Consider the following 25889-nt stretch of genomic DNA (forward strand, 5'->3'; position numbering starts at 1 on the left):
CCGAAGTCCGCAGACACGGACGGGTTGTGGTTCTGCCGAAGGATGTGGGTAGCCTTGTCGCAAATGCCAACGGTTAGTAACTTTCCGACGGCGGATGATGCGGGATCCGTAATCAGCAGCGCACCCTCCGAGCACCTCGCAGGTCAGACGGCGGCGCGCGACGCGGATGCGAGCCCCCTGGTCCGCATTCGCTCGCTGCTGCCCGGACTCGCCCGGGCCGAGCAGCGCGTCGCGAAGGTCGTGCTCGAGGACCCGGCCGCCGTCGCGCGCCGCAGCATCACCGAGGTCGCGCTCGCCGCGAACACCTCCGAGACCACCGTTACGCGCTTCTGCAAGGCCGTCGGGGTCGGCGGCTACCCGCAGCTGCGCATCGCGCTCGCCGCGGACACCGCCCGTACCGAGGCGCGCACCTCGCGCAACCTCGGCGGCGAGATCGGCCCTGGCGACGACCTGGCGTCCGTCATCGGCAAGGTCAGCTTCGCCGACGCGCGCGCCGTCGAAGAGACCGCGGACCAGCTCGACGTCGCCTCGCTGCAGAGCGTCATCGACCTCGTCGCCGAAGCCGGCCGGGTCGACGTGTACGGCGTGGGCGCAAGCGCTTTCGTCGCCGCTGACCTGCAGCAGAAGCTGCACCGGATCGGCCGCGTCAGCTTCTCCTGGTCGGACACGCACATCATGCTCACCTCGGCCGCCGTGCTGAAGCCGGGCGACGTCGCGATCGGCGTCTCGCACACCGGCGCGACCACGGACACCGTCGAGGCGCTGCGGGTCGCGCGCGAGCACGGCGCGGTGACCGTCGCGGTCACGAACTTCCCGCGTTCGCCGATCACCGAGGTCGCCGACCACGTGCTCACCACGGCGGCCCGCGAAACGACCTTCCGGTCGGGGGCGACCGCAAGCCGGATCGCCCAGCTGACCGTGATCGACTGCCTCTTCATCGGCGTGGCACAGCGGCACATGGAGGAGTCGGTCAGCGCGCTCGACGCGACGAGGGACGCGGTCGGCTCGCACCGGCTCGGGGTCAGACCCGACGGGCGCCGTCGTCCGAGGGAAACCGGCAAGTGAACCAAGAAGCGAGGATCTGATGTCCGTCCCCTGCCAGACGGTGCACGTCGATTCGCCCACCGAACAACGAAACCCGCGCACGGTCGACATCGACCTGATGTCCACCATGGGGATCCTCGGCGCGATCAACGCCGAGGACCGCCGGGTGCCGGACGCGGTGGCCGCCGTGCTGCCGCAGCTGGCCCGTGCGGTCGACTACGCGGTCGAGGCGCTGCGCGGCGGGGGGCGCGTGCACTACGTCGGCGCGGGCACCTCGGGCCGCCTCGCGACGCTGGACGCGGCCGAACTGGTGCCGACGTTCAACGTGCCCGGCGACTGGTTCGTCGCGCACCACGCCGGCGGCGAGAAGGCGCTGCGGCAGGCCGTCGAGAACGCTGAGGACGACGAGGACGCCGGTGCGGCGGAGATCGCCAGCTCGGTGCGGCCAGGCGATTTCGTGCTCGGGCTCGCCGCTTCCGGGCGCACGCCGTACGTGCTGGGCGCGCTCGCCGAAGCCAGCCGGATCGGCGCGCACACCGGGCTCGTCTCGGCCAACCCGCGTGCCGCGAAGCCGTCCGGCGTGGACGTGCTGATCGCCGTCGCCACCGGTCCCGAGGCCATCGCGGGCTCGACCCGGATGAAGGCGGGCACCGCGCAGAAGCTGATCCTCACCGCGTTCTCCAGCGCGACGATGATCAAGCTGGGCAAGACGTACTCGAACCTGATGGTGAGCATGCGCGCGACGAACGCGAAGCTGCGCGGCCGCACCATCCGGATCCTGCAGGAGGCCACCGGCATGACGATGGCCGACTGTTCGGACGCGCTCACCGAATCCGGCGGCGACCTCAAGGTGGCGCTCGTGCACCTGCTGTCCGGCAGCGACGTCACCCGTTCCGCCGAGGCGCTGTCCGCGGCAGGCGGGCACGTGCGCAAGGCGCTCGACTCGCTGCACCTGCGCGCCGGCTGAGCCTTACTGGATTGTCCGTGAAGGGCTCCTTGAGGGAATCTGATTCCCTGAAGGAGCCCTTCACGGCTTTCGGCGAGCGAGAGGACGGCGATGACGCAGCGGCTCACTCGCGGCGATCGGTGGTCGATCGGCGGCATGGCGGCCGTGATCCTGCTGCTCAATCTCGTCGGCTGGGGTCTGCTCGCGCTGGTCGTGGCACCGCAGCACTACGCGCTCGGCGCGGGCGGCACGTTCGGCATCGGCCTCGGCGTCACCGCGTTCACGCTCGGCATGCGGCACGCCTTCGACGCCGACCACATCGCCGCCATCGACAACACCACGCGCAAGCTGATGTCCGACGGGCAGCGTCCGCTGTCGGTCGGCTTCTGGTTCTCCCTTGGCCACTCGACGATCGTGTTCGCGCTGTGCCTGCTGCTGTCGATGGGCGTCCGCGCGATCGCCGGGCAGCTGGAGGACGACGGTTCCGCGCTGCACGAGACGACCGGGCTGATCGGCACGTCGGTGTCCGGGATTTTCCTGTACCTGATCGCGATCATGAACCTCGTCGTGCTCGTCGGGATCGCGCGCGTGTTCGCCCGGATGCGCCGCGGCGAACTGGACGAAGCCGAACTGGAACGCCATCTCGACAACCGCGGCCTGATGAACCGGCTGTTGCGCGGGGCCACGAAAGCGGTGCGGAAGCCGTGGCACATCTATCCGGTGGGAGTCCTTTTCGGACTTGGCTTCGACACCGCGACGGAAATCGGGCTGCTCGTGCTCGCCGCGGGCGCGGCCGCGTTCTCCTTGCCCTGGTACGCGATTCTCGTGCTGCCGATCCTGTTCGCCGCCGGGATGAGCCTGTTCGACGCCGCCGACGGCGTGCTCATGAACTACGCCTACGGCTGGGCTTTTTCCCGGCCGATCCGGAAGATTTATTACAACCTCACGGTCACCGCGCTTTCCGTAGCGGTCGCGCTCGGCATCGGGACCATCGAGCTGGTGACGCTGCTCGCCGAGAAGCTGGACATCACCTCCGGACCGCTCGCGGCGATCGCCTCGGTGAACCTCGACTACGTGGGCTTCGCGATCGTCGGGCTCTTCGTCGTCACCTGGATGGCCGCGTTCGCGATCTGGAAATTCGGGAGAATAGAGGAGAAGTGGGCCGCGCGGCTGGGTACCGCCGACTGACACCTGGGGGCACCGTGAAGGGACAAGTACCGATACTGGCGCGGGCGTTGTCGCTCGTGTTCCGCCGCCGGATCGACGTGCCGACCGGCGGTGCCGCGATTCACTACAGCCGCGGCATCCGTCCGATGTTCTGGGCCTTGCTGGTGGTCAACCCGGTCGACATCGTGCTGGTCGAGGTCGTGGTGAAGTCGGTGCCGGTGCGGATCTCGGTGCTGGTGCTGGAAATCCTCTGCGCGCTCGCGTTCTTGGCTCTCGTCGCGACGCTCTACAAGTACCCGCACTCGGTCGGCAAGGACGAGCTGCGGGTGCGATACCTGTCCACTTTCGACTGCCGGATCCCCTTGGCCAGCATCGATTCCGTCCGGCAGGCAAGCCGGTCGCCGCGAACCCGGGGCACCGTCAGCGTGCCCGAAGACGGTGTGCTGGCAGTGGGAATCAGCCAGTCGACCAACCTCTCGGTCACCCTCCGCGAACCGCTGCTGGTCGACCTCGGCCGCAAGGGCACCGTCGAAATCACGCAGCTCGACTTCTGGGCCGATGAGCCTCGGGACGCCGTCGCGGCGATCCGGGAGCGGCTGCCCGCCAGCGTGTAAAGCTGCCGGAAGCGGCGGCGGATCCCCTCGCCGCCGCTTCCGGCAACACCCCCAGTGCGCGTCAGACCGAAGCGACCGGCTGGCGGATCGCGGCGTTGAGCCGGTTCCACACGTTGATCCCGGCGATGGACAGCAGCAGCGACGCGAGTTCCTTCTCGTCGTAGATGTCCGCGGCGGCGTCCCAGACCTCGTCCGGGACCGGGTCGGTCCGGTCGGCCAGCCGGGTCACGGACTCGGCCAGGTCCAGTGCGGCACGCTCGGCGTCGGTGAAGTACGGCGATTCGCGCCACGCGCCGACGCCCCAGATCCGCTCGTCCTTCTCGCCGGCTTCCTTCATCTCCCGCGCGTGCATGTCGACGCACATGCTGCAGCCGTTGATCTGGCTCACCCGCAGGTGGATCAGGTGGTGCGTGGTCGCGGGGACCGTGCTGTCGTTCGTGGCCTTGCTCAGCGCCATCAGCGCCTTCATCGCGTCCGGCTGAACCTGGATCGGGTGGGTCATCCGTGCCTGCATGGTGGTCTCCTCCTGTCACGTCCGCCGTGTTCGGCGGGTCCTGGTGGTAGGACCCGGCGCAAGGAGAAGATGTGACAGTGCGGGACGAAAAACAGGACGAGAATTTCTGGGCGGCTCAGTTCGAGGAGCATCGGCCCAGGTTGCGGGCGGTGGCGTACCGGATGCTCGGTTCGTTCGCCGAGGCCGACGACGCCATCCAGGAGACCTGGCTGCGGGTGACGCGATCGTCCGGAGAGGACATTCGCAACACCGGAAGCTGGCTGACGACGATCGTGTCGCGGCAATGCCTCAACATGCTGCGCTCGCGTGCGACCCGCCGCGAGGACCCGCTGGACATCCGGGTGCCGGACCCGGTCGTGGAGACCGGGGACGGCGTCGATCCGGCGGAGCAGGAGGTCCTCGCGGACTCGGTGGGGCTCGCGCTGCTGGTGGTGCTGGAGGCGCTCGACCCGGCGGAACGGCTCGCCTTCGTCCTGCACGACATGTTCGCCGTGCCGTTCGACGAGATCGCCACGATGCTCGACAAGAACACCGCCGCGGTCCGGCAGCTGGCGAGCCGGGCGCGCCGCCGCGTGCAGGGCGCGACGCCGGCCGGCCCGCCGAACCGTGCCCAGCAGCGGCAGATCGCGGACGCCTGGCTCACCGCCGCGCGCGGCGGCAACTTCGAGGGGCTCGTCGCGCTGCTGCACCCGGACGCGCTGCTGCGCGTCGACACCGGCGGGCTCGGCTCGAAGGTCGTGCGCGGTGCGGCCGAGGTCGCGGGCAGCGCGTCGCAGTTCCGTCCGGTCGGGCTGGTTTCCCAGTACGCGACCGTCAACGGCGGTCCCGGCATCGTCGCCCTGCGCGACGGGAAGCCGGTTTCGGTGCTGTCGTTCACCGTGTCCGACGGGCTCATCACGGAGATCAACATCCTCGCCGACGCCGAGCGGGTCGCGGCGCTGAACTTCTGAGGTCAGCCGAGCCGGTCCAGGGCGGCTACCGCTTCGGCGGGCAGCCGCACCTGGCCGGCGGCGAGGTTCTCGGCGAGATGCGCCGGGGTCGCCGTCCCCGCGATCAGCAACGTGCTGTCGTAGCGCTGCAAGAGCCAGGCCAGCGCGACCTGCGCGGGCGTACAGCCGAGTTCAGCCGCGATCCCGGTGACGACGGGATGCCCGGTTACGTCCTGGCCGAGGTCGAACGCGGAGCCCAGCGGGAAGTACGGCACCCAGGCGATCCCGTGTTCGCGGCACAGCTCCAGCACGGGTTCGGTGGCGCGGGCAAGCAGGTTGTAGGAGTTCTGGACGCAGGCGATCCCGGCGTCGAGCGCGTGCCGGAGCTGGTCCGCGGACACGTTGCTGAGCCCGAGTTCGCCGATCTTTCCCGCGTCGCGCAGGGAAATCAGCTCGGCTAGCTGGTCGTCGATGTCGACGATCTGGTCGCCTTCCGCGATCAGCCCAGGCCCGGCGTCCGCGCGCCGGAGGTTGACCACGTCGAGCTGTTCGACGCCGAGCGAGGTGAGGTTGGCCTCGACCTGCTCCCTCAGCTGCTGCGGTTGTTGCGCGAGCTGCAGCCCTTGCTGAGCTTCTACGGCACCGACCTTGGTCACCACGACCAGGTCGTCCGGATAGGGAGAGAACGCTTCGCGGATCAGGTCGTTGCATCGGCCGTCGCTGTAGAACTGGGCCGTGTCCAGGTGATTCACGCCCGCGCGGGCCGCGGAGCGCAGCAGTTCGACCTGGTCAGCGCGGTTGGCGCCGGGGCGGCCAAGCTGCATCACGCCGTAGCCGATCCGCGCGACCTGATGGCCGGCGAGCTTCGCGGTGCCGCCTGGAGCTGGGGTTGCCGTCATGAGGAAAGACTCCTGCCGTGGCATAGTGGACGTTGATGCGGAGGCGCCTCCGTATTGCCACCGTAGCAGAACCGGAGGACCCTCCGCTTTGTCGAGTCCGAAGAAGCCGCGCGCGGACGCTGAACGCAACCGCGCTCGCCTGCTGGCTGCTGCCCGCGAAGCGTTCGGCGAAGGCGACGAGCCCGTCACGCTGGAGCGAGTCGCGCGCGAAGCGGGTGTCGGCATTGGCACGCTCTACCGACACTTCCCCACTCGCGAAGCGCTCGTGGAGGCGCTGTACCGGGACGAGCTGGCACAGGTCGTCGCGAGTGCACCGAAGCTGCTTGCGACCGAGAAGCCGCTTCGCGCGCTCCGCCGGTGGATGGACCGCTTCGCCGAGTACGCGAGCACGAAGTACGACATGGCCGACACGCTGCGCGCGATCATCGAGGCGGGCACGGTCGACATGACACAGGTCCGCGCGGAGCTGACCGAGGCTGTGCAGCTGATCATGGACGCGGGCGTAGAAGAGGGAACGCTCCGCGCGGATGTTCGGGCGCAAGACGTCGTGGTGACCGTGGTTGGCGCGTGCAGTATGCGAACCTTGCCGGACGGACCGGAACAGTTGGGCCGGATGCTCGATCTGATCCTCGCTGGAGTGCGTCAGCCGCCGAGCTGATGCACCCGCAGCGCGAGCTGGATCTCCAACGACCGCTCCGGCTCGCGCCAGTCCTCGCCGAGCAGTACGGCGAGGCGCTCCATCCGCTGCGCCACCGTATTGACATGGACGTGCAGAGTTTCCTTTGCCCGCACCAAATTCCCACCAGCCGCGTAGTACGCACGCAGCGTGCCGATGAGGTCGGTGCCGCGCCGGGCGTCGTAGTCGAGGACTGGACCGAGAGTCGCCCGGACATAACCGGACAGGTCGGAATGGCGGCCGAGCAGGACGCCGAGGAACCCGAGGTCGGCCATCGCCGCGCCGTCGCCCTCGCGGCCGAGCGCTAGCAAGGTATTAACGCATCGAACAGCTTCAGTGTACGCCTGCGCCAGCGCTTCCGGCCCGTTCGCGGGGCCAGCCGCGCCGACGGTCACCGGACAGTCCACAACAGACTTCAGCTCAGTGGCGATCCGCGCTGCCGCAGGCTGATCCGGCGCGAGCGCGACGACTTGCTCGGCGTGCACACCTACCAGATCCCCATACCGCGCACAGGCGGCAGCGAGCCCGCGCCGGGAGATGCCGGACGCGTGCGCGACCAAAACCACGTGCGGTGCCGACAAATCGACCCCCAACCGGCGGGCGCGGGCGACCAACGCACCGGGATTTCGGGTGGGCGCGGTAAGCAGATCCGTCAGCAACTCGCCGCGCACCTGGTCCTCGGCTTGTGCCACGGAACGACGCAGCAGCAACAACAATGCCGTGACCACCGCGGCGCGCTCAAAGAGCCGACGGTCGTCCCCGGCCAGCTCCGGCCGTCCGGACAAGGTCAGGCTGCCTAGCAACTCCTGGCCCGCCCGCACTGCGCAGACCCAGGTGTCCTTTGTAGACACAGCGCGACCGTTGGCATGCGACGAAGCTACGGCAGCCCCGTCGAAAGGCATAGCGGTGCCAGCCAGCAGGCCGCCTTCCTCGTCATGCACGGCGATCGAACCGCGCAGCACTCCGGCTACTTCCGCCGCCACCGCAGGTAGATCCGCACCGCCGAGTACGAGGTCCATGAGGCGATCGTGCGCGTCGTCGGCTCGGCGCATCGTCGCGTTGGCCGCGTTCAATTCCGCGGCGGCGGAACGTGTTTCGTCCAGCAAGTGCGCAGTGTCCAACGCGATCGCGGCATGCGCGGCCAACGACGACAGCAGTGCGACTTCCGCCGTCGAGAACGCCCGCGACGCCCGGTCGGATGCATACAGCACGCCCAGCACCTTGCCGCCGATCGCCAGCGGCACGCCAAGAATCGCCTTAAGCCCTTCCTCACGAACCCCCGCGTCGATCGGGTTCGTGTGCCGGAATCGCTCGTCCTTGAAGTAGTCCGCGGTCGCGTACGGACGCGCGGTTTGCGCCACGAGTCCGCCGAGACCTTCGCCCATTCCGAGCACAATCTGTTGGAACAAAGCGGAAACCGAACCGTCGGTGACGCGGATGTACGTCTCGCCGTTCGCCTCGTCGTTGAGGCTGAGGTACGAGACGTCGACGCCCAGCAGCGTTCGCGCGCGCCGGACGATCGACCGGAGCACCGCGTCCGGATCGCGCAGCCGGGCGAGGTCGCTCGCGGTGTCGAACAACGCGGTCAGCTCGGCTTCCCGCCGCCGGTGTTCGCTGAGCGTCTCGCGGATCCGCAACGCCAGCTCGGTCGCCGAACCGATCGCGGCGGACTGTTCCGCGGACAAGCCCCGGGCAGCGACGTGCGCCAGCTGCTCACTGCTCGCTCCAGCGGCGAGCAGTTCGAGCAGCCGGCGATACGCCTCGGCGGTGGGGTCCACACCCGTCATGCTGTCATTGAAGCCTGCCGTCCGGCCGACGTCTCGTGCAACGACTCGCCGCGCGTCTCCCGCGCGCCGAACAGCGCGACCAGCGACAACAGGCACATCGCGACCACGTAGAGCGAGATCGGCACCGTGGAGTGGTACGCCTCGAACAGCGCCACCGCGATCAGCGGCGCGACCGCCCCGGCCGCGATGGACGACAGCTGGCCGCCGACCGAAAGCCCGGTGTAGCGGACCCGCGTCGGGAACTGCTCGGCGAAGAACGCTGCTTGCGGGCCGTACATCGCGCCGTGCACGACGAGTCCGATCACGGCCGCGCCAATCACCGAACCGGTGGTGCGGAGGTCGAGCAGCCAGAAGAATCCGAACGACCACGCCGCCATCCCGACCACGCCGAACAGGTACACCGGCCGCCGTCCGATCTTGTCAGACAGCAGTCCCCACAAGGGAATCGTCACGAAGTGGACGGCCGACGCGATCAGCACCGCGGTGAGACCGGTCGCCTTCGGCAGCCCGAGCCCGGTCGTCACGTACACGAGAATGAACGCGGTGATCACGTAGTACGACACGTTTTCCGCGATACGCGCACCGAATGTCACGGCCAGCGCCCGGAAATGCCCGCGGAACACGTCGACAATCGGTGCCTGTTCACGTTCGTCCGCGGCCGCCTTGGCCGCGAGGAACACCGGCGATTCCGAGACCGCCAGCCGGATCCACAGGCCGATCACCACCAGCACGCCGGACAGCAGGAACGGAACACGCCAGCCCCAAGCCTGGAAAGTCGCGTCCGACTGAGTCGACGCCAGGATCGCGAGCACCGCCGTGGCCAGCAGGTTCCCGGCCGGAACGCCGGTCTGTGGCCAGGACGCCCAGAACCCGCGCCGCCGGTCGTCGCCGTGCTCGGACACCAGCAGCACCGCCCCGCCCCACTCGCCGCCGAGGGCGAAGCCCTGGATCAGCCGCAGCAGCGTCAACAGGATCGGCGCGAGCACGCCGACCGCGCTGTACGTGGGCAGCAGACCCATCGCGAACGTCGAGCCGCCCATCATCAGCAGGCTCACGACCAGCAGTTTCTTGCGTCCGATCCGGTCGCCGAAGTGTCCGAACACGAGCCCGCCGATCGGGCGCGCGAGGAAGCCGACCGCGTAGGTGAGCAATGCCAGCAGGGTGCCGGTGAGCGGATCGGCGGACGGGAAGAACAGTTTGTTGAAGACCAGCGCGGCGGCCGAGGTGTAGAGAAAGAAGTCGTACCACTCGATGGTGGTTCCGATCAGCCCGGCTCCGACGACGCGCAGCAGCTTTTTGTCCATAGTGGACTCCACTCCGTTGTGGGGAAAGGGGATTCAGCCAGCGGTCCAGCCGCCGTCAACGGGAAGCGACGCGCCGGTGACGTGCCCGGCGGACTCGCCGCACAGCCACACCACGAGATCGGCGACGTCCTCGGGTTCGATCAGCCGCTTGATCGCGGCCCGGCGCAGCAGAACCTGCTCCAGTACTTCGTCCGGCGGCACCCCGTGTTCGGCCGCCTGCGCCTCGATCTGGCCGGTGACGAGCGGGGTGCGGACATAGCCAGGGTTCACGCAGTTGCTGGTCACGCCGTGCTCAGCGGCTTCGAGAGCGACCACTTTGGACAGACCCTCAAGCGCGTGCTTCGCGGTGACGTAGGCGGCTTTGTACGGACTCGCCCGCACGCCGTGCACGCTGGACATGTTCACGATCCGTCCCCAGCCGCGCGCGTACATCGCGGGCAAGCACCGGCGGATCAACAGAAACGGCGCGGTCACCATCAACGACTGGATAAAAGTGAACCGCTCCGGCGGAAACTCCGGCAGCGGGGCCACGTGCTGAACGCCCGCGTTGTTGACGAGCACGTCGACGTCCGCGGGGAGCGTCTCCAGCGCCGCCGGATCGGTCAGATCCACCTCGTGCGCCTGCCCGCCGACCTCGGCGGCCGCCGCCTCCGCCCCGGCGACGTCCACCACGTGCACCTTCGCCCCAGCGGCACCGAACGCCCGCACGCAAGCCAGCCCGATGCCGCTGCCGCCGCCGGTCACCAGCACCGTGCGTCCGGCGAGGGAACTGTCACTGGTCATGGCCGGAAACAGTAAGTCGCTCCGACCAGGGCGACCATGGCTCAATCCACTACAGAGTGCCGCCCGGTGATGTGGTCAGGCCACACCTGTCAGCCAGCGGCCGACGAGATGCTCCGCGCCTCGTTCGCCCCGGTTTCAAAGGCCTCACAGCAGAAGAGCAGCCACTCGCGCACGCCGTCCGGAGTCCCGGCGGCGAATCCCTCCGCCAGCTCGACGTACCGGGGAACCCGCCGAAAATACGCGACCTCGGGCACCGTCAACGCCTTCGGGTCCAGCCCGGTGGCGACCATCGACAGCCGAGCCGCCGCGCGAGCGACCACCCCGTCCGCCGAACCGAACGGGGCCAGCGCCAGCAACTCGCCGTGCACCACCGCGGTGAGCACCGGCCCAGGCACCGAGGTCGCGCCGGTGACCAGCTGAGCCAGCAACTCCAGCCGCTCGCCCCCGCGCTGCGGCCTGCCGAGCTGATCCGGATCAGTGACCACATCGGACGCGGCCAGCAAATGCAGCCGCGCCAACGCCTGCAACGGAGCCCGCCGCCACGTCGGCAGCAGCGACTCCAGTTTTTCCGCCGCCCGCAACGCCCCGGCGAGCAGCGGGTCCGTCACCGACCCGTCCTCGGGCAGTTCCGGGTTGGCGCCGTCGATCCCGGCCGAAGCCCGCGCTGCCCGGACCGAAGCCTCAGCCGCGGTTTCCGCACCACCGCGAAGATTCGCGGGCAATCGGTGCACGGCGAACACGGCGTCCTGCGCCGCCTTCGCCGCCGCGGCGACGCCGTCCAGCTCCAGCAACGGCTTCAGCGGATCACTCATGCGTCAAGCACCTGCCCCGCGCGCTCCACCACGGGCGGCAGCACCGACCACGGGAAGTTGATCCACCGGTCGGTCCGCTTCCACACGTACTCGCACTTCACCGTCGAAGCGGGCTTCTCGTACACCACCGCGCAGCGCACGTCCGCGACGTGGTCGGCGCAGAAGTCCCGGACGAGCTTGAGCGTCGCCCCGGTGTCCGCGACGTCGTCGGCGACCAGCACCTTCTTGTGTGTGAGATCCACCACGTTGGGCACCGGCGGCAGCATGACCGGAAGGTCCAGCCGCTGGTCGACCCCGGTGTAGAACTCGACGTTCATCACGTGCAGGTTCTTCACGTCGAGCGCGTACCCGAGCGCGCCGGCGACGAACAGCCCGCCGCGTGCGATGGAGAGGATGAGGTCGGGGACGAACCCGTCCGCGGCCACCTCCTGCGCCAGTTCGCGGCTCGCCGAACCGAACAACTCCCAGGTGAGGTTTTCTCGCTCCTCGGCCATGCGCGCTCTCTTTCTCAGGTGGTCCTGGGAGCATAAGCGGCCGGAAAGTGGACTGCTGAAATGATCGGGAAATGGTACTTCGACGCTGCCACTTGCCGCCGTAGCGTGAGCCCGTGACCTGGAGCGAGCACCCCATTCTGTCCGGCCGCCACGTACGGCTCGAACCCCTTTCCACCGGCCACGCGGCCGGCCTGCTCGAGGCCGGAGCCGACCCGGCCATCTGGCCCTGGCTGAGCGTCCGCCAGCCCGCCGACCTCGGCGAAGCCGAGACGATGGTCAAGGACGCGCTCGCCGACCCTGACCGCCGCGCGTGGGCGCAGATCGACCTCGCGTCCGGCCGCGTCGCGGGCACCACCTCTTATTACCAGGTAGTAGCGAAACACCGGATCCTGTCGATCGGGCACACCTGGATCGGCGCGGACTTCCAGCGCACCGCGCTCAACACCGAGGCCAAATTCCTTCTGCTGCGCAACGCCTTCGAGGACTGGGGAGCACACCGCGTCGCGTGGGAAACCGACATCCGCAACCTCCGTTCGCAACGCGCGATCGAACGGCTCGGCGCGCTGCGCGAGGGTGTGCTGCGGGCGCACCGGATCCGTCCGGACGGCACGACCCGCGACACGGTGCTCTACTCGATGACGGACGCCGAGTGGCCGGGCGCCCGCGCCCGGCTGCTCGCCCGCCTCGGCTGAGCCTCGCCGCACTTCGCTTGGCGCTGTGCGCGCAACGTGGCTGCAACCTTGTCGTAGGCGGACTAACGTCGCTAGCGTTCCCTGCGCCGCGGGTTCGCACTACAGGAGGCTTTGCACCATGACCGAGCAGTCCCCAGCGTTGGACAACCTGCTCACGGAGAGCCGTACGTTTCCGCCCAGCGCCGAGTTCGCTGATCAGGCGAACGCGAAGGCGGATTTGTACGCGACGGCGGACGCTGACCGGGAGCAGTTCTGGGCCGGACAGGCCGAGCGGCTGACGTGGGACACCAAGTGGTCCCAGGTACTGGACTGGACCAATGCGCCGTTCGCGAAGTGGTTCGTCGGCGGGAAGCTGAACGTCGCGTACAACTGCGTGGACCGGCACGTCGAGTCCGGCCACGGGGACCAGGTCGCGATCCACTGGGTCGGCGAACCGGGCGACACGCGCGACATCACCTACGCGCAACTGAAGGACGAGGTCTCGAAGGCCGCGAACGCGCTGTCGTCGCTGGGCGTGGTCGCCGGGGATGTCGTGGCGATCCAGCTGCAGATGGTGCCCGAGGCGATCTTCGCGATGCTCGCGTGCGCGCGGATCGGCGCTCTGCACAGCGTGGTGTTCGGCGGCTTCTCGCCGACCGCGCTGCGCGCGCGGGTGGACGACGCGGCGGCGAAGATCGTGATCACTTCGGACGGTCAGTACCGCCGGGGCAAGGCCGCGCCGATGAAGGCGAACGTCGACGAAGCCTTGCAGGGCGCGGAAACCGTGCAGAAGGTCATCGTCGTCAAGCGCACCGGCAGCGACCTCGAGGGCGAGACGCCGTGGACCGAGGGCCGCGACCTGTGGTGGCACGAACTGGTCGACAGCCAGTCCGCTGAGCACAAGCCGGAAGCGTTCGATTCCGAGCACCCGCTGTTCATCCTCTACACGTCGGGCACCACGGGTAAGCCGAAGGGCATCTTGCACACCTCCGGCGGCTACCTGACCCAGACCGCGTACACCCACAACGTCGTGTTCGACCACAAGCCGGGCGAAGACGTCTACTGGTGCACCGCCGACATCGGCTGGATCACCGGGCACTCGTACATCGTGTACGGCCCGCTGGCGAACCGCGTGACCCAGGTGGTTTACGAAGGCACGCCGAACACGCCGCACGAGGGACGGCACTGGGAGATCATCCAGAAGTACAAGGTCTCGATCTACTACACCGCGCCGACGCTGATCCGCACCTTCATGAAGTGGGGCGAGGACATCCCGGCGAAGTACGACCTGTCGTCGCTGCGGGTGCTGGGCAGCGTGGGCGAGCCGATCAACCCCGAGGCCTGGATCTGGTACCGCGAGAAGATCGGCGCGAACAAGACGCCCATCGTGGACACGTGGTGGCAGACCGAAACCGGCGCGATCATGATCTCGCCGCTGCCCGGCGTCACCACCGCCAAGCCGGGTTCCGCGCAGCGCGCGCTGCCGGGCATCTCGGCGAAGGTCGTGGACGACACCGGCACCGAGGTCCCGCACGGCGGCGGCGGATACCTGGTGCTGGACAAGCCGTGGCCGTCGATGCTGCGCGGCGTGTGGGGCGACGACGAGCGCTTCCGCGACACCTACTGGTCCCGCTTCTCCGAGCAGGGCTACTACTTCGCCGGCGACGGCGCGAAGTACGACGACGACGGCGACATCTGGCTGCTCGGCCGCGTGGACGACGTGATGAACGTGTCCGGCCACCGGATCTCCACCACCGAGGTCGAGTCCGCGCTCGTGTCGCATCCGACGGTCGCCGAGGCCGCGGTCGTCGGCGCGACCGACCCGACCACCGGACAGGGCATCGTCGCGTTCGTGATCCTGCGCGGCAACGCCGGGAACGGCGGAGACGCGGCGGTGCAGGAGCTGCGCAACCACGTCGCCAAGGAGATCGGGCCGATCGCGAAGCCGCGGCAGATCATGGTCGTGGCCGAGCTGCCGAAGACCCGCTCGGGCAAGATCATGCGCCGGCTGCTGCGCGACGTCGCGGAGAACCGCCAGATCGGCGACGTCACCACGCTCGCCGACTCGTCGGTCATGGACCTCATCTCCTCCGGACTGAACTCCGGCAAGGAGGAGTAAGTTCTTCACCGTCAGGAAGGGGCTCTCCCGGCTGGGAGGGTCCCTTCCTGCATTGATCCCCTGAAAGTGCGGGCATCGAACGCATGTTCTAAGATGCCCGCGTACCCAACCCAGATCCGGGCAAGGAGACGACACGAATGTCCGTGGAAGCCTTGACGCACGACGAGGACACTGCGGCCGAGACGGCGGCGGCGTCAGCGCCGCAGGCCGCCGGCACCCCGGAGACCCCGGAAGTCGCCGAGTCCGCCGAGTCCACTGCCGCTCCCGCGGAGACGGCTTCGGACGCCCCGAAGCCCGCGTCGGAGTCTGAAGAGACCCCGGCCGTCGAATCGCCGAAGCCGAAGCGCGGCCGCCCGAAGGCCGCGGCGTCGACGGCGAAGAAGACGCGCACGGTGGAGCTGACGCTGACCGTCACCGGCACGGCGGACGGCGAGTGGCAGGCCGAGCTGAAGAACGGTGCCAAGTGGGTGGCGAAGGGCCTGGCAGTCCCGGCCGCGGCGGTGTCGCGGGCGGCGAAGGAACTGCACGACGACCTGTCCGGCCCGATCGACGAGGTCATCAACGCCGCCCGTGAGGCGCAGGCCGCGAAGGTCGCGCAGCTGGAGGCCGAGCTGGAAGCCGCCAAGGCGGCGCTGGCCGAACTCGACAACTGAGCTAGACCCGGTTCGCCCGGGTCCGGCGTCCACTGTGGCGCCGGACCCGGGCGTTCGTCGTTTCAGCCCACCGGCGACCGCCCCGGCAGCGGGGCCTTGAACTCGATCCAGCGGCTGTCGGTGAGCGCTTCGACGTGATGGCGCACCCCGCGCGGATGCACCACGACGTCGCCCGGCCCGAGTTCGGCCCAGACTCCGTCGACCGTGCCGCGCAGCCGCCCTTCCAGCAGGTGCACGATGCTGTCGTGGTCGTGGCTGTGCTCAGCCGACGCGACGCCCGCCGGATAACGGATCTCGTACGCGAGCCCGTGCTCGGCGCGCGCCCGCTCGCGGATCAGCCCGGTGCCGCCGCGCAACGGCTGCCCTTCCACTACCGACAACGTCCGCCACTCCTGCTCCATCCCGGCAGCCTATTCGCCAGGTCAGGCAAGGCACAATTCATTGAGGATTGCCTTTCTTAACCGAATTCAGTGCTGCGGGAAAATGTCGCGCGGAAACAATTTCCGTGATTCACTTAAGACGTGACCGAAACGATGGGCGACGCAGTGCACGCACACGAACCGCACGAGGACGTCGGCGGCAAGCTGAACTGGCTGCGTGCCGGGGTTCTCGGGGCGAACGACGGGATCGTGTCGGTCGCGGGCATCGTCGTGGGGGTCGCGGGAGCCACCACCGACAGCACCGCGATCCTCACCGCCGGAATTGCCGGGCTCGTCGCCGGCGCGTTTTCCATGGCCGGCGGGGAATACGTGAGCGTGAGCACTCAGCGAGACACCGAACGCGCGCTGCTGCGGCTCGAGAAGCACGAACTGAAAACGATGCCGGAGGCCGAGGAACGCGAACTCGCGCAGCTCTACGAGGACAAGGGCTTGTCCCCGGAGCTGGCGAAGCAGGTCGCGCGCGAGCTGACCGAAAAAGACCCGCTGCAGGCGCACGCGGAGGCCGAACTGGGCATCGACCCGGACAACCTGACCAGCCCGTGGCAGGCGGCGTGGGCGTCGCTGCTGGCGTTCTCCGTCGGCGCGCTGCTGCCGTTGCTGGCGATCGCCTGGACGTCGGTCAGCGTCCGGGTCTGGGCATGCGCGCTGGCGGTGGTCGTCGGCCTCACGCTCACCGGTTTCGTGAGCGCGCGGCTCGGCAACGCGCAGGTGGGGCGCGCGATCGTCCGCAACGTCGGCGTCGGCGCCCTCACCATGCTCGTCACTTACTTCGTCGGGGTGCTTTTCGGCACCACCGTCGGCTAGCTAGTGCACGCCGCGCATCAGGCGGCGGATCACCGGAATCAACGCGAACAGCACCAGCCCGACCGCGACCGCGACGCCGCCGATGATGCTGAAGTACGGCACCTCGTCGTGCGGGTCGTAGGACTGGGCGAGCTTGCCCGACATCGCCGTGCCCAGTGACACCGACAGGAAGTTCAGCGCCACCATCTGCGTGCGGAACGCTTCCGGCGCGAGCTTCGTCGACAGCGAAAGCCCGACCGGCGACAGCATCAGCTCGGCGATCGTGAACACCAGCAGGATGCCGGCCAGCGCGATCAGCGGGCTGCCGTTCTCGCCGGTGTGCGCCATCGGCAGGAACAGCAGGAACGCGATGCCCATGAACACGGTGCCGAGCACGAACTTCATCGGCGTCGACGGCTGCTTCGGGCCGAGCTTCGTCCAGATCGCGGCGACCACCGGCGCGAACACGATGATGAACACCGGGTTGATCGAGTTGACCCAGGACACCGGCATCGTCCAGCCGAACAGGTCGCGGTCGAGCCGCTGGTCGCTGTAGACCGCGACCACCGTCGACTGCTGCTGGTACAGCGACCAGAACGCGGCGCTCGCGATGTACATCGGGATGAACGACAGCACCCGGCTGCGCTCGTCCGAGGTGATCTTCTTGCTGGCGAGGATCGTCACGAAGTACACCACCGAGATCGCGATGACCACGTAGACCACGACGTCGGCGAGGTTGTCCGGGGTGACCACGCCGGACATGATCAGCGCGACGATCGCGGCGATGATCACCACGGCGACGCCGATCACGAGCGCGCGCTGCGAGGCGGGCAGCGGATTCGGGACCTCGGACGCCTTCGCGCCGAGGTTCTTCCGCCCGATCGAGTACTGGATCAGGCCGAGCGCCATGCCGATCGCGGCGAGGCCGAAACCGAGGTGGAATCCGCCGTTCTGCTGGGCGAGCCCGGTCAGCAGCGGGCCGATGAACCCGCCGAGGTTGACGCCCATGTAGAAGATCGTGAACCCGGCGTCGCGTCGCTCGTCGCCCTCGGCGTACAGCGTGCCGACGACCGAGGTCGCGTTGCCCTTGAGCCCGCCGGACCCGAGCGCGACGCACGCGAGACCAACACCAACGCCGGTCAGCCCGGGCAGCACCGCCAGCGCGATGTGCCCGATCATCACCACGACAGCGCTGTAGAACAACGTCCGTTCAGAGCCGAGGAGCCGGTCGGCGATCCACGCGCCGACGACCGTGGCGAGGTAAACCGTGCCGCCGTACGCGCCGACGATGCCGAGCGCGGCGCTCTGGTCGATCCCCAAACCGCCCTTGTCGGCCTGGTAGTAGAGGTAGATGGCGAGGATGCCCTGCATCCCGTAGAAGGAGAAGCGCTCCCACATCTCCACGCCGAAGAGGTTGGCCAACCCCCGCGGGTGCCCGAAGAATCTGGTGTCGTGCTGGGCGTCGATAGGGGTGCTCACTACTGCCTCGTCCCTGTATTCAACATCATTGTCGTTCTCTCCTCGCATGCTAGAAGGCGAACAGGTGAACGAAAAACCGGCGCCAGTATGGACTAGACAACTTGAGTCCCGCGATGGGCTGACCTGCGTTTGCGCTCAACGCGCGGCGGTGCGAGCGTCATCGGGCAGCCGCGGCTTGCCGTTCGTCACAACGGCCGGTAATCGGCGACTGCGGACGGTAAACTGGACATCGGTGTGCCGGGAAGTCTGGTCGGCGGGAGAGCCGCCGTCCCCACAAGGAGTTGTTCGTGACCCCAGCCCGCGCCGTCGCCGAATTCGCCCGTTTCCTCCGCACGGAAACCACCGGCGGGCTGATCCTGCTCGCCGCCACCGCGGTCGCCCTGGTCTGGGCCAACTCGCCGCTCGCGCCCGCGTACGAGGCGCTGCGCGACTTCCGGCTCGGCCCGGAGTTCCTGCACCTCAACCTCACCCTCGGCGACTGGGCCAAGGACGGGCTGCTCGCGCTGTTCTTCTTCGTCGCCGGGCTTGAACTCAAACGGGAACTGGTGGTCGGCGAGCTGTCGCGGTGGCGCCAGGCCGTGCTCCCGGTGATCGCCGCGATCGGCGGGATGGTCGTGCCCGCGGTGCTCGCGCTCTCGATCGCCTGGGGCACGCCGGAGGTCGACCAGGCGTGGGCGATCCCGGTGGCCACGGACATCGCGTTCGCGCTCGGCGTGCTCGCGCTGACCGCCTCGAACCTGCCCAGCAGCGCGCGGGTGTTCCTGCTTTCCCTTGCCGTGGTGGACGACCTCGGCGCGATCCTCGTCATCGCGATCCTCTTCACCAGCAGTTTCAACCTGATCGCGGCGGCGGTCGCGGTGGTCGCGCTCGGGCTCTACGCCTTCCTGCAGCACAAACGCGTCCGCACGCCGTGGCTGTACGTGCCGATCGCCTTGATCACCTGGGTCGCGGTGCATTCGGCGGGCATCCACGCGACGATCGCCGGCGTCGCGCTCGGGCTGCTCACGCGCGTCCGCGAGGACGAGGGTGAGGAAGAATCGCCCGCGGTCCGGCTCGAGCACCGGTTGCAGCCCTGGTCAGCCGCGGTCGCGGTGCCGCTGTTCGCCTTGTTCGCCGCGGGAATCTCGGTGAACGCCGACGCGCTGTCGACGGTCTTCACCACCGCGTTGCCGCTGGCTGTCCTCTTCGGACTGGTCGTCGGGAAGTTCGTCGGCATCTTCGGCGCGAGCCTGCTGGCGGTGAAGCTGCACGTGGCGGAAAAGCCCAGCGGGATGAGCTGGCGAGACGTCGCGGCGCTGTCCGTGCTCGGCGGCGTCGGGTTCACCGTCAGCCTCCTGATCGCCGAACTCGCGCTGCCCGCCGAAGCCGCTGAAGTGGCCAAGGCGGCGGTCCTGATCGCGTCGGCGATCGCCTCGCTGGCGGCGGCTCTGCTGCTCTTGCGGCGCAGCCGAGTACACGCGAACGCGGCCTGATCCCGACACTCCCGCCAGTCCGTCGCGCCCGGGGAACGGCCACGTGGCACGATGACCCAGTGAGCAGCCCCAAACACGAGCGCACCAGCCCCGACGGCGTGGGGGCCGTGCCGTACCTGCCCCTGTCCAGCGACGAGGAAGCCGCGGCGAGCGAACAGTCCATCGGCAAGCTCGTCGGCGACGCCACCCAGCACCTGTCGACGCTGGTCCGCGCCGAGATCGAGCTGGCGAAGGCCGAGCTGGCGCAGGAAGCGAAGAAGGCGCTCAAGGGGACCGTCTTCTTCCTGGTCGCCCTCACCGTCTTTCTGTACAGCACCTTCTTCCTGTTCCTGCTGATCGCCGAGGGCCTGTCGGACTGGTGGGGCATCCGCTGGCCCGCGTTCGCGACGGTGTTCGGCCTGATGCTGGTCACCACGGGCGCGACCGCGTTCCTCGGCTGGCGCAAGGTGAAGAAGCTGCGCGCGCCGGAACGCACCATCAGCAGCGTCAAGGAGACGGCCGAGGCGTTCAAGCGCAAGCAGGCCGAAGACGACGACCTGCCGTCGACGCAGGGCTGACGTCAGCCCTCGCGCCGCAGTGGTGGAGCTGACGCCAGACCCGTCGAGCGTGCGGGTCGACGGGCCGTGGACGCATCGGGACGTCTCTGCCAACGGCATCCGCCTGCACGTCGCCGAGCGCGGCGAGGGCCCGTTAGTGCTGCTCCTGCACGGGTTCGCCGGTTTCTGGTGGACCTGGCGACACCAGCTGCCCGCTTTGGCGGACGCCGGTTTCCGCGCGGTAGCGGTAGATCTGCGCGGCTACGGCGACTCAGATAAACCTCCACGCGGCTACGACGCGTGGACCCTGGCCGGCGACGTAGGCGGCCTGATCAAAGCACTAGGCGCCCGCCGGGCACACCTAGTCGGCCACGCCTGGGGCGGCATGCTCGCCTGGACAGTCGCGGCGTTGCATCCGCGACTGGTGTCCTCCGTGACCGCGATCGGTGCCGCGCATCCCCTCGCGTTCAAGTCCGCGGTGAAGCGCACGAGCAGCCAGATCCGCGCGGCCGGCCACCTTTTCCGCTTCCAGGTACCGATGGCCCCGGAGAAATGGCTGGTCCGCGACAACGCGGCGGCAGTAGAAGAACTGTTCGCCAAATGGTCCGGCGAACCCTGGCGATCCTCTTCGGACTTCGCCGAGACGATCCCGTCGTTCCGCCAGGCGATGCTCGTCCCCGGCGTCGCACACTCCGCACTGGAGTACTACCGCTGGGCCTTCCGAGCCCAGTTCCGCGGCGAAGGCAGGCGCTTCACCGACGCCGTCAGCGCCCGCATCGCCGCCCCCGTACTGCAACTACACGGCGCCGACGACACCTGCATCCTCCCGGAAACCGCACGAGCGTCAGTGCACTGGGCAGGCCCACACAGCGAACCCAAGATCTGGCCCGGCATCGGCCATTTCCCGCACCTGGAGGACCCGGACAGGGTCACCAAGTCCGTTGTGGACTTCGTCCGCTAAACCGCATCGAACGCACCCAACCATCGGTGCACCCAGCCCTCCCCCGCACCCCGATACGAAGCCGCCCTGCGGTCGGTGGGTGCTTGTCAAGGCATCTTTCCCGCCTTGACAAGCACCCACCGACCGTCAGCACAATTGGGCTTCGGGGTGCTCACCGCCGGGCTCAATTAGCACAAGCCCCAGTACCAACCCGATCAGCCTGAGAAGGAGCAGCCTCCACCTCAGCCCGAACCTGATCCGCCGTCAACGTGAACCCAGTCTCCGGATCCTCCACCGCGGCCCCGAACACCACCCCGATAACCTCCCCCTCCGGAGTAATCATCGGCCCCCCAGAATTCCCGCTCCGCACAGTCCCCCGAATAGTAAAAACATCCCGCTGCACAGTATTAGCGTCATAAATATCCGGCCCACGCAAATTAATCCGCCCCCGCACCCGAGCCGGAGTAGCGGTATAAGGCCCATCCAACGGATACCCCAACACCACCGCGTTATCCCCAGCCTTCGCGGTCTCCGGAGCAAACGGCAACACCGGCGCCCGCAGCCCAGGCACCGCCAACACCGCCACATCGACCTCAGGGTTGAAATACACCACCCGAGCCCGATAATCCCCCGAGGTCGACTCAATACCGACCTCTTCGGTCCCAGCAACCACGTGCGCGTTAGTCATCACCCGCTGCGGCGCGACCACAAACCCACTACCCTCAAGCGCCCGAGAACAAGACGGCGCGTTCCCGCGAATCTTCACCACACTCGAATGCACCCGCTTGGCCACCGCGGACACATTGAGCGAAGTATCCGGTGGCGGCGTATCCACCGAAGGAGCCTTCTCGAACGGCGAAAGCGCGGACGGGAACCCAGACGCGTCCAGCAGTTTCCGCAGATCGCTCGGCAGCCCCTGCGCCTCCGCGGGCATCAGGTCGTTGACTTTGCCCAGCACCACCGACGAGTTGATCGATTTCGCCAGCCCGGGAATCGCGGACACCGTCGTGAGCGGATTGGCGACCAGCCACGCGACCACGAACACCGCCGCCGCCTGCAGGATCGCGCCGAGCGTCTTGTCGATGCCGGAAAGCTTGTCCGGATTGATCTTCTGCCGCAGCTTCCGCCCGACCCACACCCCGAGCGTCTCGCCGAGCACGATCAGGAACACGACCACGGCGAACGCGAACGCGACCTTCGCGACCGGGCTGTCGAAGAGGCTGATCACGAACGGGGCCAGCTTCACCCCGGCCACCGCGCCCAGCGCCACTCCCACCAGTGCGGGCAGCGCGACGATCACGCCCTGGAACGCACCGGAAACCGCCGCCATGACCGCGAGCAGCAGGACGACGACATCGACCCAGTTCACCGCGCCGTCACTCCTCGATAGTGCCGTCCCGGGCCGCCAACCGGCCCTGATGTTCGGCCCACGCTACGTCAAGCTCGCGCACGTCGCCGGTGTCCCACGCCCGTTCCCAGCCGCCGAGCGACAGCAGCACGGACAGCAGACCGGCGGTGAAACCCCACACGAACAGGCCGTCGACGGTGAACGCCGGCCCCCGCCACGATGCGTCGCCGCGGCGCACGGTGAACCGGTTGGCCGGGTCGGCGAGGTCGGCGAGCGAGACGCGCGCGACCGCCGCCGTCTCGGCCGGATCGACCGCGCGGACCGGCGACGGGGTGTGCCAGTGCGCCAGCACCGGCGTGACCGCGAACCTCGACACCGGCACGAACAGCTCCGGCAGCACCGCGACCGGCAGGATGCCCGACGGATCGACGCCGGTCTCCTCCTCGGCCTCGCGCAACGCCGTGCCGACCGGGCCGTCGTCGCCGTCCTCCGCGCCGCCGCCGGGGAACGAGACCTGCCCGGCGTGCGAGCCGAGCGTGTCCGCGCGCCGCTGCAGCAGGACGTCCGGACCGTCCCCGCCAGGCCGTTCGCCGAACAGGATCAGCACCGCCGCGGCCCTCGTGAGCAGGTCTTCCGGCGGGCTGAACCGGGTGAACGTGCGGCTGTCGACCTCGCCGGACACCTTCACCAGCGGCCGCAGCCACTCCGGCACGGCTTCGGGGTCGACGAGCGGTCCGGTGGTCATGAGTAGTCCTTCACAGCAGCGCGCACCTGGTCAGTGTTGTCGAACAACCGCGGGCTCGCGATGAACCGGACCTGGCCGTCCGCGGTGACCAGGTACGACGCGGGCAAGGACGAGGGCACCTTGAGCGCGGTGCGGATGGGACCGGTCTGTCCGTCGCCGTCGTACAGCGACGGCAGGTGCACGCCGAGCCGCGCGAACAGGCCCAGCCCGTCCGCGGCCGGGCTCGCGACCTGCACGCCGACCACGCGCACCGCACCCGGCTCAGCGGCATACCGCTGCAGCACCGGCAGCTCCGTCCGGCACGGCTGGCACCAGGACGCCCACACGTTGACCAGCACCGGGCCGCCGCCGAAAACCTTGCCAACGTCCACACGGGACCCATCGCCAAGACAGTCCGCCTCGATCCCGGACAGCTGGCCGACCTCCTTCGCCGAAGCAGGCGGGCAAGGCTGCAGCTTCGCCGCCGCTCGCGCGGCAGTGAGGTCACCGGACGCGGGGGGCGCGGAGTTCGAACCGCCGCCGCGGAGCGTCAGCACCGCGACCAGCGCGGCCACCGCCAGCACCGCGACCCCGAGCGCCCATTTGGTGACTGCGGTCACCCGCGCGCCGCCAGCTCGAGGATGTGGTCCTTTTCCGGGCCTTTGACCAGCTTCGCGGCCACTTCGAACTCGGTGGGCCCGGCGCCGAACGACGGGCAGTCCTTGCGCAGCGGGCACGCGCCGCAGGCCGGTTTCCGGGCGTGGCACACGCGCCTGCCGTGGAAAATCACGCGGTGGGACAGCATCGTCCACTCTTTCCGCGGGATCAGCTCGCCGACCGCGTGCTCGACCTTGACCGGATCCTCTTCCGCGGTCCAGCCCCAGCGCCGCACGAGGCGGCCGAAGTGGGTGTCCACTGTGATTCCCGGCACGTCAAAAGCGTTGCCGAGCACGACATTCGCGGTTTTGCGGCCGACACCGGGCAGCGTGACGAGGTCGTCCAGCTTGTTCGGCACCTCGCCGCCGTAGCGCTCCACGAGCGCCGCGCCGAGACCAAGCAGCGAATTCGCTTTCGCCCGGAAAAACCCAGTCGTACGCAGGTATTCCTCGAGTTCGGCGCGGTCGGCTCCGGCGTAATCGGCCGCCGTGCGGTACCTCGCGAACAAAGCGGGCGTGACCAGGTTCACCCGCACGTCCGTGGTCTGCGCCGACAACACCACCGCGACCAGCAGTTCCAGCGGATTCGTGAAGTCCAGCTCGGCTTTGGCGTCCGGATAAACCTGATCGAGGCAACGTTTCATCCGCCGGGCGCGTCTCACGAGCGCGAGCCGGCTTTCGCCGCGGTCCGTGCGGGGCCCGTTCGGGACAACAGAGGGCACCCCGATAGCCTACGGGCGAGTCGGACGAGCCGGTCGGGAGCATCCGCCGGTGGACGCCCGAGCCGCCAGAGGACCACCTCTGCGGGCCGAGGGTCCGCCCCGAGCGAGGATCTGGAGTCCATGTCTGAGTGCGTCACCGACAACCGCGGAGGTGTGGCATGACCGTGTGGTTCGTGATCCTTGTCCCGCTGGTGATCATGTTCTTCGCGTTGTTCATGGAGCGGGTCGAAAGCCGGCTCAAGCACGTCGCGGTGCAGGAGAACGAGGTCGAGGAATTCCTCGAGCAGGCACAGCCCAACGAGGTCAGGGCCCTGTACGGGCACGGAATCGGCCGCGCGCTGGAGCTGTTCCGGCTCCGCAGGCTCGGCGGACGGGCAGCCAGGCTACGGGCCCGCAAGGTGCGGAGTTAGGCTCCTCAGTCGGACGTGATCGTTCCAGGCGGGCCGTGCCGTGCGCGGCGAGCCGACGAGCGATCTGCCCGACACGCCCTAGACTGACGCGAAAGTGATCGGCGACACTGCCTTCGACCTGCGAAGGAAGTGATCGTTTCTCGACGAGGAGGCACCCGAGGTGGACGAAACCCTGGCCCGTGCGGGCATTTTCCAGGGTGTGGAGCCGGCTGCGGCGGAGGCGCTGGCCCAGACCTTGGAATCCGTGGAGTTCCCCCGCGGCCATGTCATCTTCAACGAGGGCGAGCCGGGCGACCGGCTGTACATCATCCAGTCCGGCAAGGTGAAGATCGGCCGCAAGTCCCCGGACGGCCGCGAGAACCTGCTGTGGATCGCCGGTCCGTCGGACATGTTCGGCGAACTGTCCATCTTCGACCCGGGCCCGCGCACGTCCGGCGCCACCACGGTCACCGAGGTTCGCGCGGTCACCATGGACCGCCCGGCGCTGCGGCAGTGGATCGCCACTCGCCCGGAGATCGCCGAGCAGCTGCTGCGCGTCGTCGCGCGCCGCCTGCGCCGCACGAACAACATGGTCGCGGAGCTGATCTTCACCGACGTGCCCGGCCGCGTGGCGCGCGCGCTGCTGCAGCTGGCGCAGCGCTTCGGCAGCCAGGAGGCTGGCCTGCTGCGGGTCACGCACGACCTGACGCAGGAAGAGATCGCCCAGTACGTCGGCGCGTCCCGCGAGACCGTCAACAAGGCGCTGGCCGACTTCGCCCACCGCGGCTGGCTGCGGCTCGAGGGCAAGAGCGTGCTGATCCTCGACCCGGAGCGGCTGGCTCGCCGCGCTCGCTGATCTTCCCCCGAGTGGGTTAATCCGCGCGGGTTTTTCGAAGGCCACCTCCTACTGGAGGTGGCCTTCGTGCGTTGATCCCCCACACGAGCGGCATTCCGCGGCCGCACCGTGTCGCCGCCCGTTTCGGCCCGG

28 protein-coding genes are annotated in these 25889 nt (G+C 68.8%); 15 read left to right on the forward strand and 13 right to left on the reverse strand.

Translation table 11 applies throughout. The features are described from left to right. The first annotated feature begins 63 nt into the window (after nt 1-63). From RPX00_RS10665 to RPX00_RS10680, 4 genes are all read left to right on the forward strand, one after another. A complete protein-coding gene (locus RPX00_RS10665; RefSeq protein WP_406639359.1) occupies nt 64-1065 on the forward strand; it encodes a MurR/RpiR family transcriptional regulator in 1002 nt (333 codons plus the stop codon). 16 nt (nt 1066-1081) lie between these two features. After that, nucleotides 1082-2011: an N-acetylmuramic acid 6-phosphate etherase gene (locus RPX00_RS10670; RefSeq protein WP_406642857.1), complete on the forward strand. Its 930-nt coding sequence runs from the start codon at nt 1082-1084 to the stop codon at nt 2009-2011. Nucleotides 2012-2101: 90 nt separating this feature from the next. After that, the gene (locus RPX00_RS10675) at nt 2102-3178 is read left to right on the forward strand and encodes a HoxN/HupN/NixA family nickel/cobalt transporter (RefSeq protein ID WP_406639360.1); all 1077 of its coding nucleotides are present in this window, start codon (nt 2102-2104) and stop codon (nt 3176-3178) included. 14 nt (nt 3179-3192) lie between these two features. Next, nucleotides 3193-3771 (forward strand): hypothetical protein, encoded by a 579-nt coding sequence (locus RPX00_RS10680; protein WP_406639361.1) that lies wholly within the window; start codon nt 3193-3195, stop codon nt 3769-3771. 61 nt (nt 3772-3832) lie between these two features. Here RPX00_RS10680 and RPX00_RS10685 read toward each other — a convergent pair whose 3' ends face one another. Continuing rightward, entirely contained in the window at nt 3833-4285 is a 453-nt protein-coding gene (locus RPX00_RS10685) for a carboxymuconolactone decarboxylase family protein (RefSeq protein WP_406639362.1), read from the reverse strand. A gap of 71 nt (nt 4286-4356) precedes the next feature. On the opposite strand from RPX00_RS10685, the gene RPX00_RS10690 reads away from it, so the two are divergent. Beyond that, the gene (locus RPX00_RS10690) at nt 4357-5235 is read left to right on the forward strand and encodes a sigma-70 family RNA polymerase sigma factor (protein ID WP_406639363.1); all 879 of its coding nucleotides are present in this window, start codon (nt 4357-4359) and stop codon (nt 5233-5235) included. A 2-nt stretch (nt 5236-5237) separates the two neighbouring features. Here RPX00_RS10690 and RPX00_RS10695 read toward each other — a convergent pair whose 3' ends face one another. Further along, the gene (locus RPX00_RS10695; protein ID WP_406639364.1) at nt 5238-6113 is read right to left on the reverse strand and encodes an aldo/keto reductase; all 876 of its coding nucleotides are present in this window, start codon (nt 6111-6113) and stop codon (nt 5238-5240) included. Nucleotides 6114-6201: 88 nt separating this feature from the next. On the opposite strand from RPX00_RS10695, the gene RPX00_RS10700 reads away from it, so the two are divergent. After that, nucleotides 6202-6771 carry a TetR/AcrR family transcriptional regulator gene (locus RPX00_RS10700; RefSeq protein WP_406639365.1) on the forward strand — a complete coding sequence of 190 codons (570 nt, stop codon included), beginning with the start codon at nt 6202-6204 and terminating at the stop codon, nt 6769-6771. Here RPX00_RS10700 and RPX00_RS10705 read toward each other — a convergent pair. The 5 genes from RPX00_RS10705 to RPX00_RS10725 form a co-directional block, all read right to left on the reverse strand. Further along, the gene (locus RPX00_RS10705; RefSeq protein ID WP_406639366.1) at nt 6756-8576 is read right to left on the reverse strand and encodes a helix-turn-helix domain-containing protein; all 1821 of its coding nucleotides are present in this window, start codon (nt 8574-8576) and stop codon (nt 6756-6758) included. The genes RPX00_RS10700 and RPX00_RS10705 overlap by 16 nt on opposite strands. Further along, entirely contained in the window at nt 8573-9880 is a 1308-nt protein-coding gene (locus RPX00_RS10710; protein ID WP_406639367.1) for an MFS transporter, read from the reverse strand. Before RPX00_RS10710 ends, RPX00_RS10705 begins: the two co-directional genes overlap by 4 nt. 33 nt (nt 9881-9913) lie before the next feature. After that, the gene (locus RPX00_RS10715; protein ID WP_406639368.1) at nt 9914-10663 is read right to left on the reverse strand and encodes a 3-hydroxybutyrate dehydrogenase; all 750 of its coding nucleotides are present in this window, start codon (nt 10661-10663) and stop codon (nt 9914-9916) included. An 89-nt stretch (nt 10664-10752) separates the two neighbouring features. After that, nucleotides 10753-11475, reverse strand: coding sequence for an oxidoreductase (locus RPX00_RS10720; RefSeq protein WP_406639369.1), 723 nt, complete (start codon nt 11473-11475; stop codon nt 10753-10755). Then, nucleotides 11472-11969 (reverse strand): phosphoribosyltransferase, encoded by a 498-nt coding sequence (locus RPX00_RS10725; RefSeq protein WP_116204936.1) that lies wholly within the window; start codon nt 11967-11969, stop codon nt 11472-11474. Before RPX00_RS10725 ends, RPX00_RS10720 begins: the two co-directional genes overlap by 4 nt. Nucleotides 11970-12082: 113 nt before the next feature. Here RPX00_RS10725 and RPX00_RS10730 point away from each other — a divergent pair, with 113 nt between their 5' ends. From RPX00_RS10730 to RPX00_RS10740, 3 genes are all read left to right on the forward strand, one after another. Beyond that, a complete protein-coding gene (locus tag RPX00_RS10730; protein ID WP_406639370.1) occupies nt 12083-12661 on the forward strand; it encodes a GNAT family N-acetyltransferase in 579 nt (192 codons plus the stop codon). Nucleotides 12662-12779: 118 nt separating this feature from the next. Further along, on the forward strand, nt 12780-14759 hold the full coding sequence (gene acs / locus RPX00_RS10735) for an acetate--CoA ligase (protein WP_406639371.1): 1980 nt from the start codon (nt 12780-12782) through the stop codon (nt 14757-14759). 137 nt (nt 14760-14896) lie between these two features. Next, on the forward strand, nt 14897-15412 hold the full coding sequence (locus tag RPX00_RS10740; RefSeq protein WP_406639372.1) for a DUF6319 family protein: 516 nt from the start codon (nt 14897-14899) through the stop codon (nt 15410-15412). 62 nt (nt 15413-15474) lie between these two features. Here RPX00_RS10740 and RPX00_RS10745 read toward each other — a convergent pair whose 3' ends face one another. Continuing rightward, nucleotides 15475-15813: a cupin domain-containing protein gene (locus RPX00_RS10745; RefSeq protein WP_406639373.1), complete on the reverse strand. Its 339-nt coding sequence runs from the start codon at nt 15811-15813 to the stop codon at nt 15475-15477. A 120-nt stretch (nt 15814-15933) separates the two neighbouring features. Between RPX00_RS10745 and RPX00_RS10750 the strand changes: the two genes are divergently transcribed. Then, complete coding sequence (locus tag RPX00_RS10750; RefSeq protein WP_406639374.1) at nt 15934-16656, forward strand: VIT family protein; 723 nt, start codon at nt 15934-15936, stop codon at nt 16654-16656. Here RPX00_RS10750 and RPX00_RS10755 read toward each other — a convergent pair whose 3' ends face one another. Next, nucleotides 16657-18114, reverse strand: a complete 1458-nt coding sequence (locus RPX00_RS10755) for a peptide MFS transporter (protein WP_406639375.1) — start codon at nt 18112-18114, stop codon at nt 16657-16659. It abuts the gene before it with no gap. A 287-nt stretch (nt 18115-18401) separates the two neighbouring features. Here RPX00_RS10755 and nhaA point away from each other — a divergent pair, with 287 nt between their 5' ends. The 3 genes from nhaA to RPX00_RS10770 are packed head-to-tail and all read left to right on the forward strand — an operon-like array spanning nt 18402 to nt 21083. Continuing rightward, a complete protein-coding gene (nhaA, locus tag RPX00_RS10760; protein WP_406639376.1) occupies nt 18402-19586 on the forward strand; it encodes a Na+/H+ antiporter NhaA in 1185 nt (394 codons plus the stop codon). A gap of 59 nt (nt 19587-19645) precedes the next feature. After that, nucleotides 19646-20143, forward strand: a complete 498-nt coding sequence (locus tag RPX00_RS10765) for a phage holin family protein (protein WP_406639377.1) — start codon at nt 19646-19648, stop codon at nt 20141-20143. Nucleotides 20144-20165: 22 nt separating this feature from the next. Next, complete coding sequence (locus RPX00_RS10770) at nt 20166-21083, forward strand: alpha/beta fold hydrolase (RefSeq protein ID WP_406642858.1); 918 nt, start codon at nt 20166-20168, stop codon at nt 21081-21083. Nucleotides 21084-21246: 163 nt separating this feature from the next. Here the strand turns inward: RPX00_RS10770 and RPX00_RS10775 are convergent, their stop codons facing one another. The 4 genes from RPX00_RS10775 to nth are packed head-to-tail and all read right to left on the reverse strand — an operon-like array spanning nt 21247 to nt 24434. After that, a complete protein-coding gene (locus tag RPX00_RS10775; protein WP_406639378.1) occupies nt 21247-22431 on the reverse strand; it encodes a MarP family serine protease in 1185 nt (394 codons plus the stop codon). Nucleotides 22432-22438: 7 nt separating this feature from the next. Next, the gene (locus tag RPX00_RS10780; RefSeq protein WP_406639379.1) at nt 22439-23155 is read right to left on the reverse strand and encodes an NUDIX hydrolase; all 717 of its coding nucleotides are present in this window, start codon (nt 23153-23155) and stop codon (nt 22439-22441) included. After that, nucleotides 23152-23754: a TlpA family protein disulfide reductase gene (locus RPX00_RS10785; protein WP_406639380.1), complete on the reverse strand. Its 603-nt coding sequence runs from the start codon at nt 23752-23754 to the stop codon at nt 23152-23154. The genes RPX00_RS10780 and RPX00_RS10785 overlap by 4 nt, the downstream gene beginning before the upstream one ends. Beyond that, entirely contained in the window at nt 23751-24434 is a 684-nt protein-coding gene (nth, locus tag RPX00_RS10790) for an endonuclease III (RefSeq protein ID WP_406642860.1), read from the reverse strand. The genes RPX00_RS10785 and nth overlap by 4 nt, the downstream gene beginning before the upstream one ends. A gap of 236 nt (nt 24435-24670) precedes the next feature. Between nth and RPX00_RS10795 the strand changes: the two genes are divergently transcribed. Both RPX00_RS10795 and RPX00_RS10800 read left to right on the forward strand, forming a co-directional pair. After that, the gene (locus RPX00_RS10795; protein ID WP_037369289.1) at nt 24671-24922 is read left to right on the forward strand and encodes a hypothetical protein; all 252 of its coding nucleotides are present in this window, start codon (nt 24671-24673) and stop codon (nt 24920-24922) included. A gap of 160 nt (nt 24923-25082) precedes the next feature. Further along, the gene (locus tag RPX00_RS10800; RefSeq protein ID WP_009084463.1) at nt 25083-25757 is read left to right on the forward strand and encodes a Crp/Fnr family transcriptional regulator; all 675 of its coding nucleotides are present in this window, start codon (nt 25083-25085) and stop codon (nt 25755-25757) included. Nucleotides 25758-25889: the final 132 nt, after the last annotated feature.

Source organism: Amycolatopsis sp. WGS_07, from assembly GCF_045278895.1.
Taxonomy (GTDB): Bacteria; Actinomycetota; Actinomycetes; order Mycobacteriales; family Pseudonocardiaceae; genus Amycolatopsis.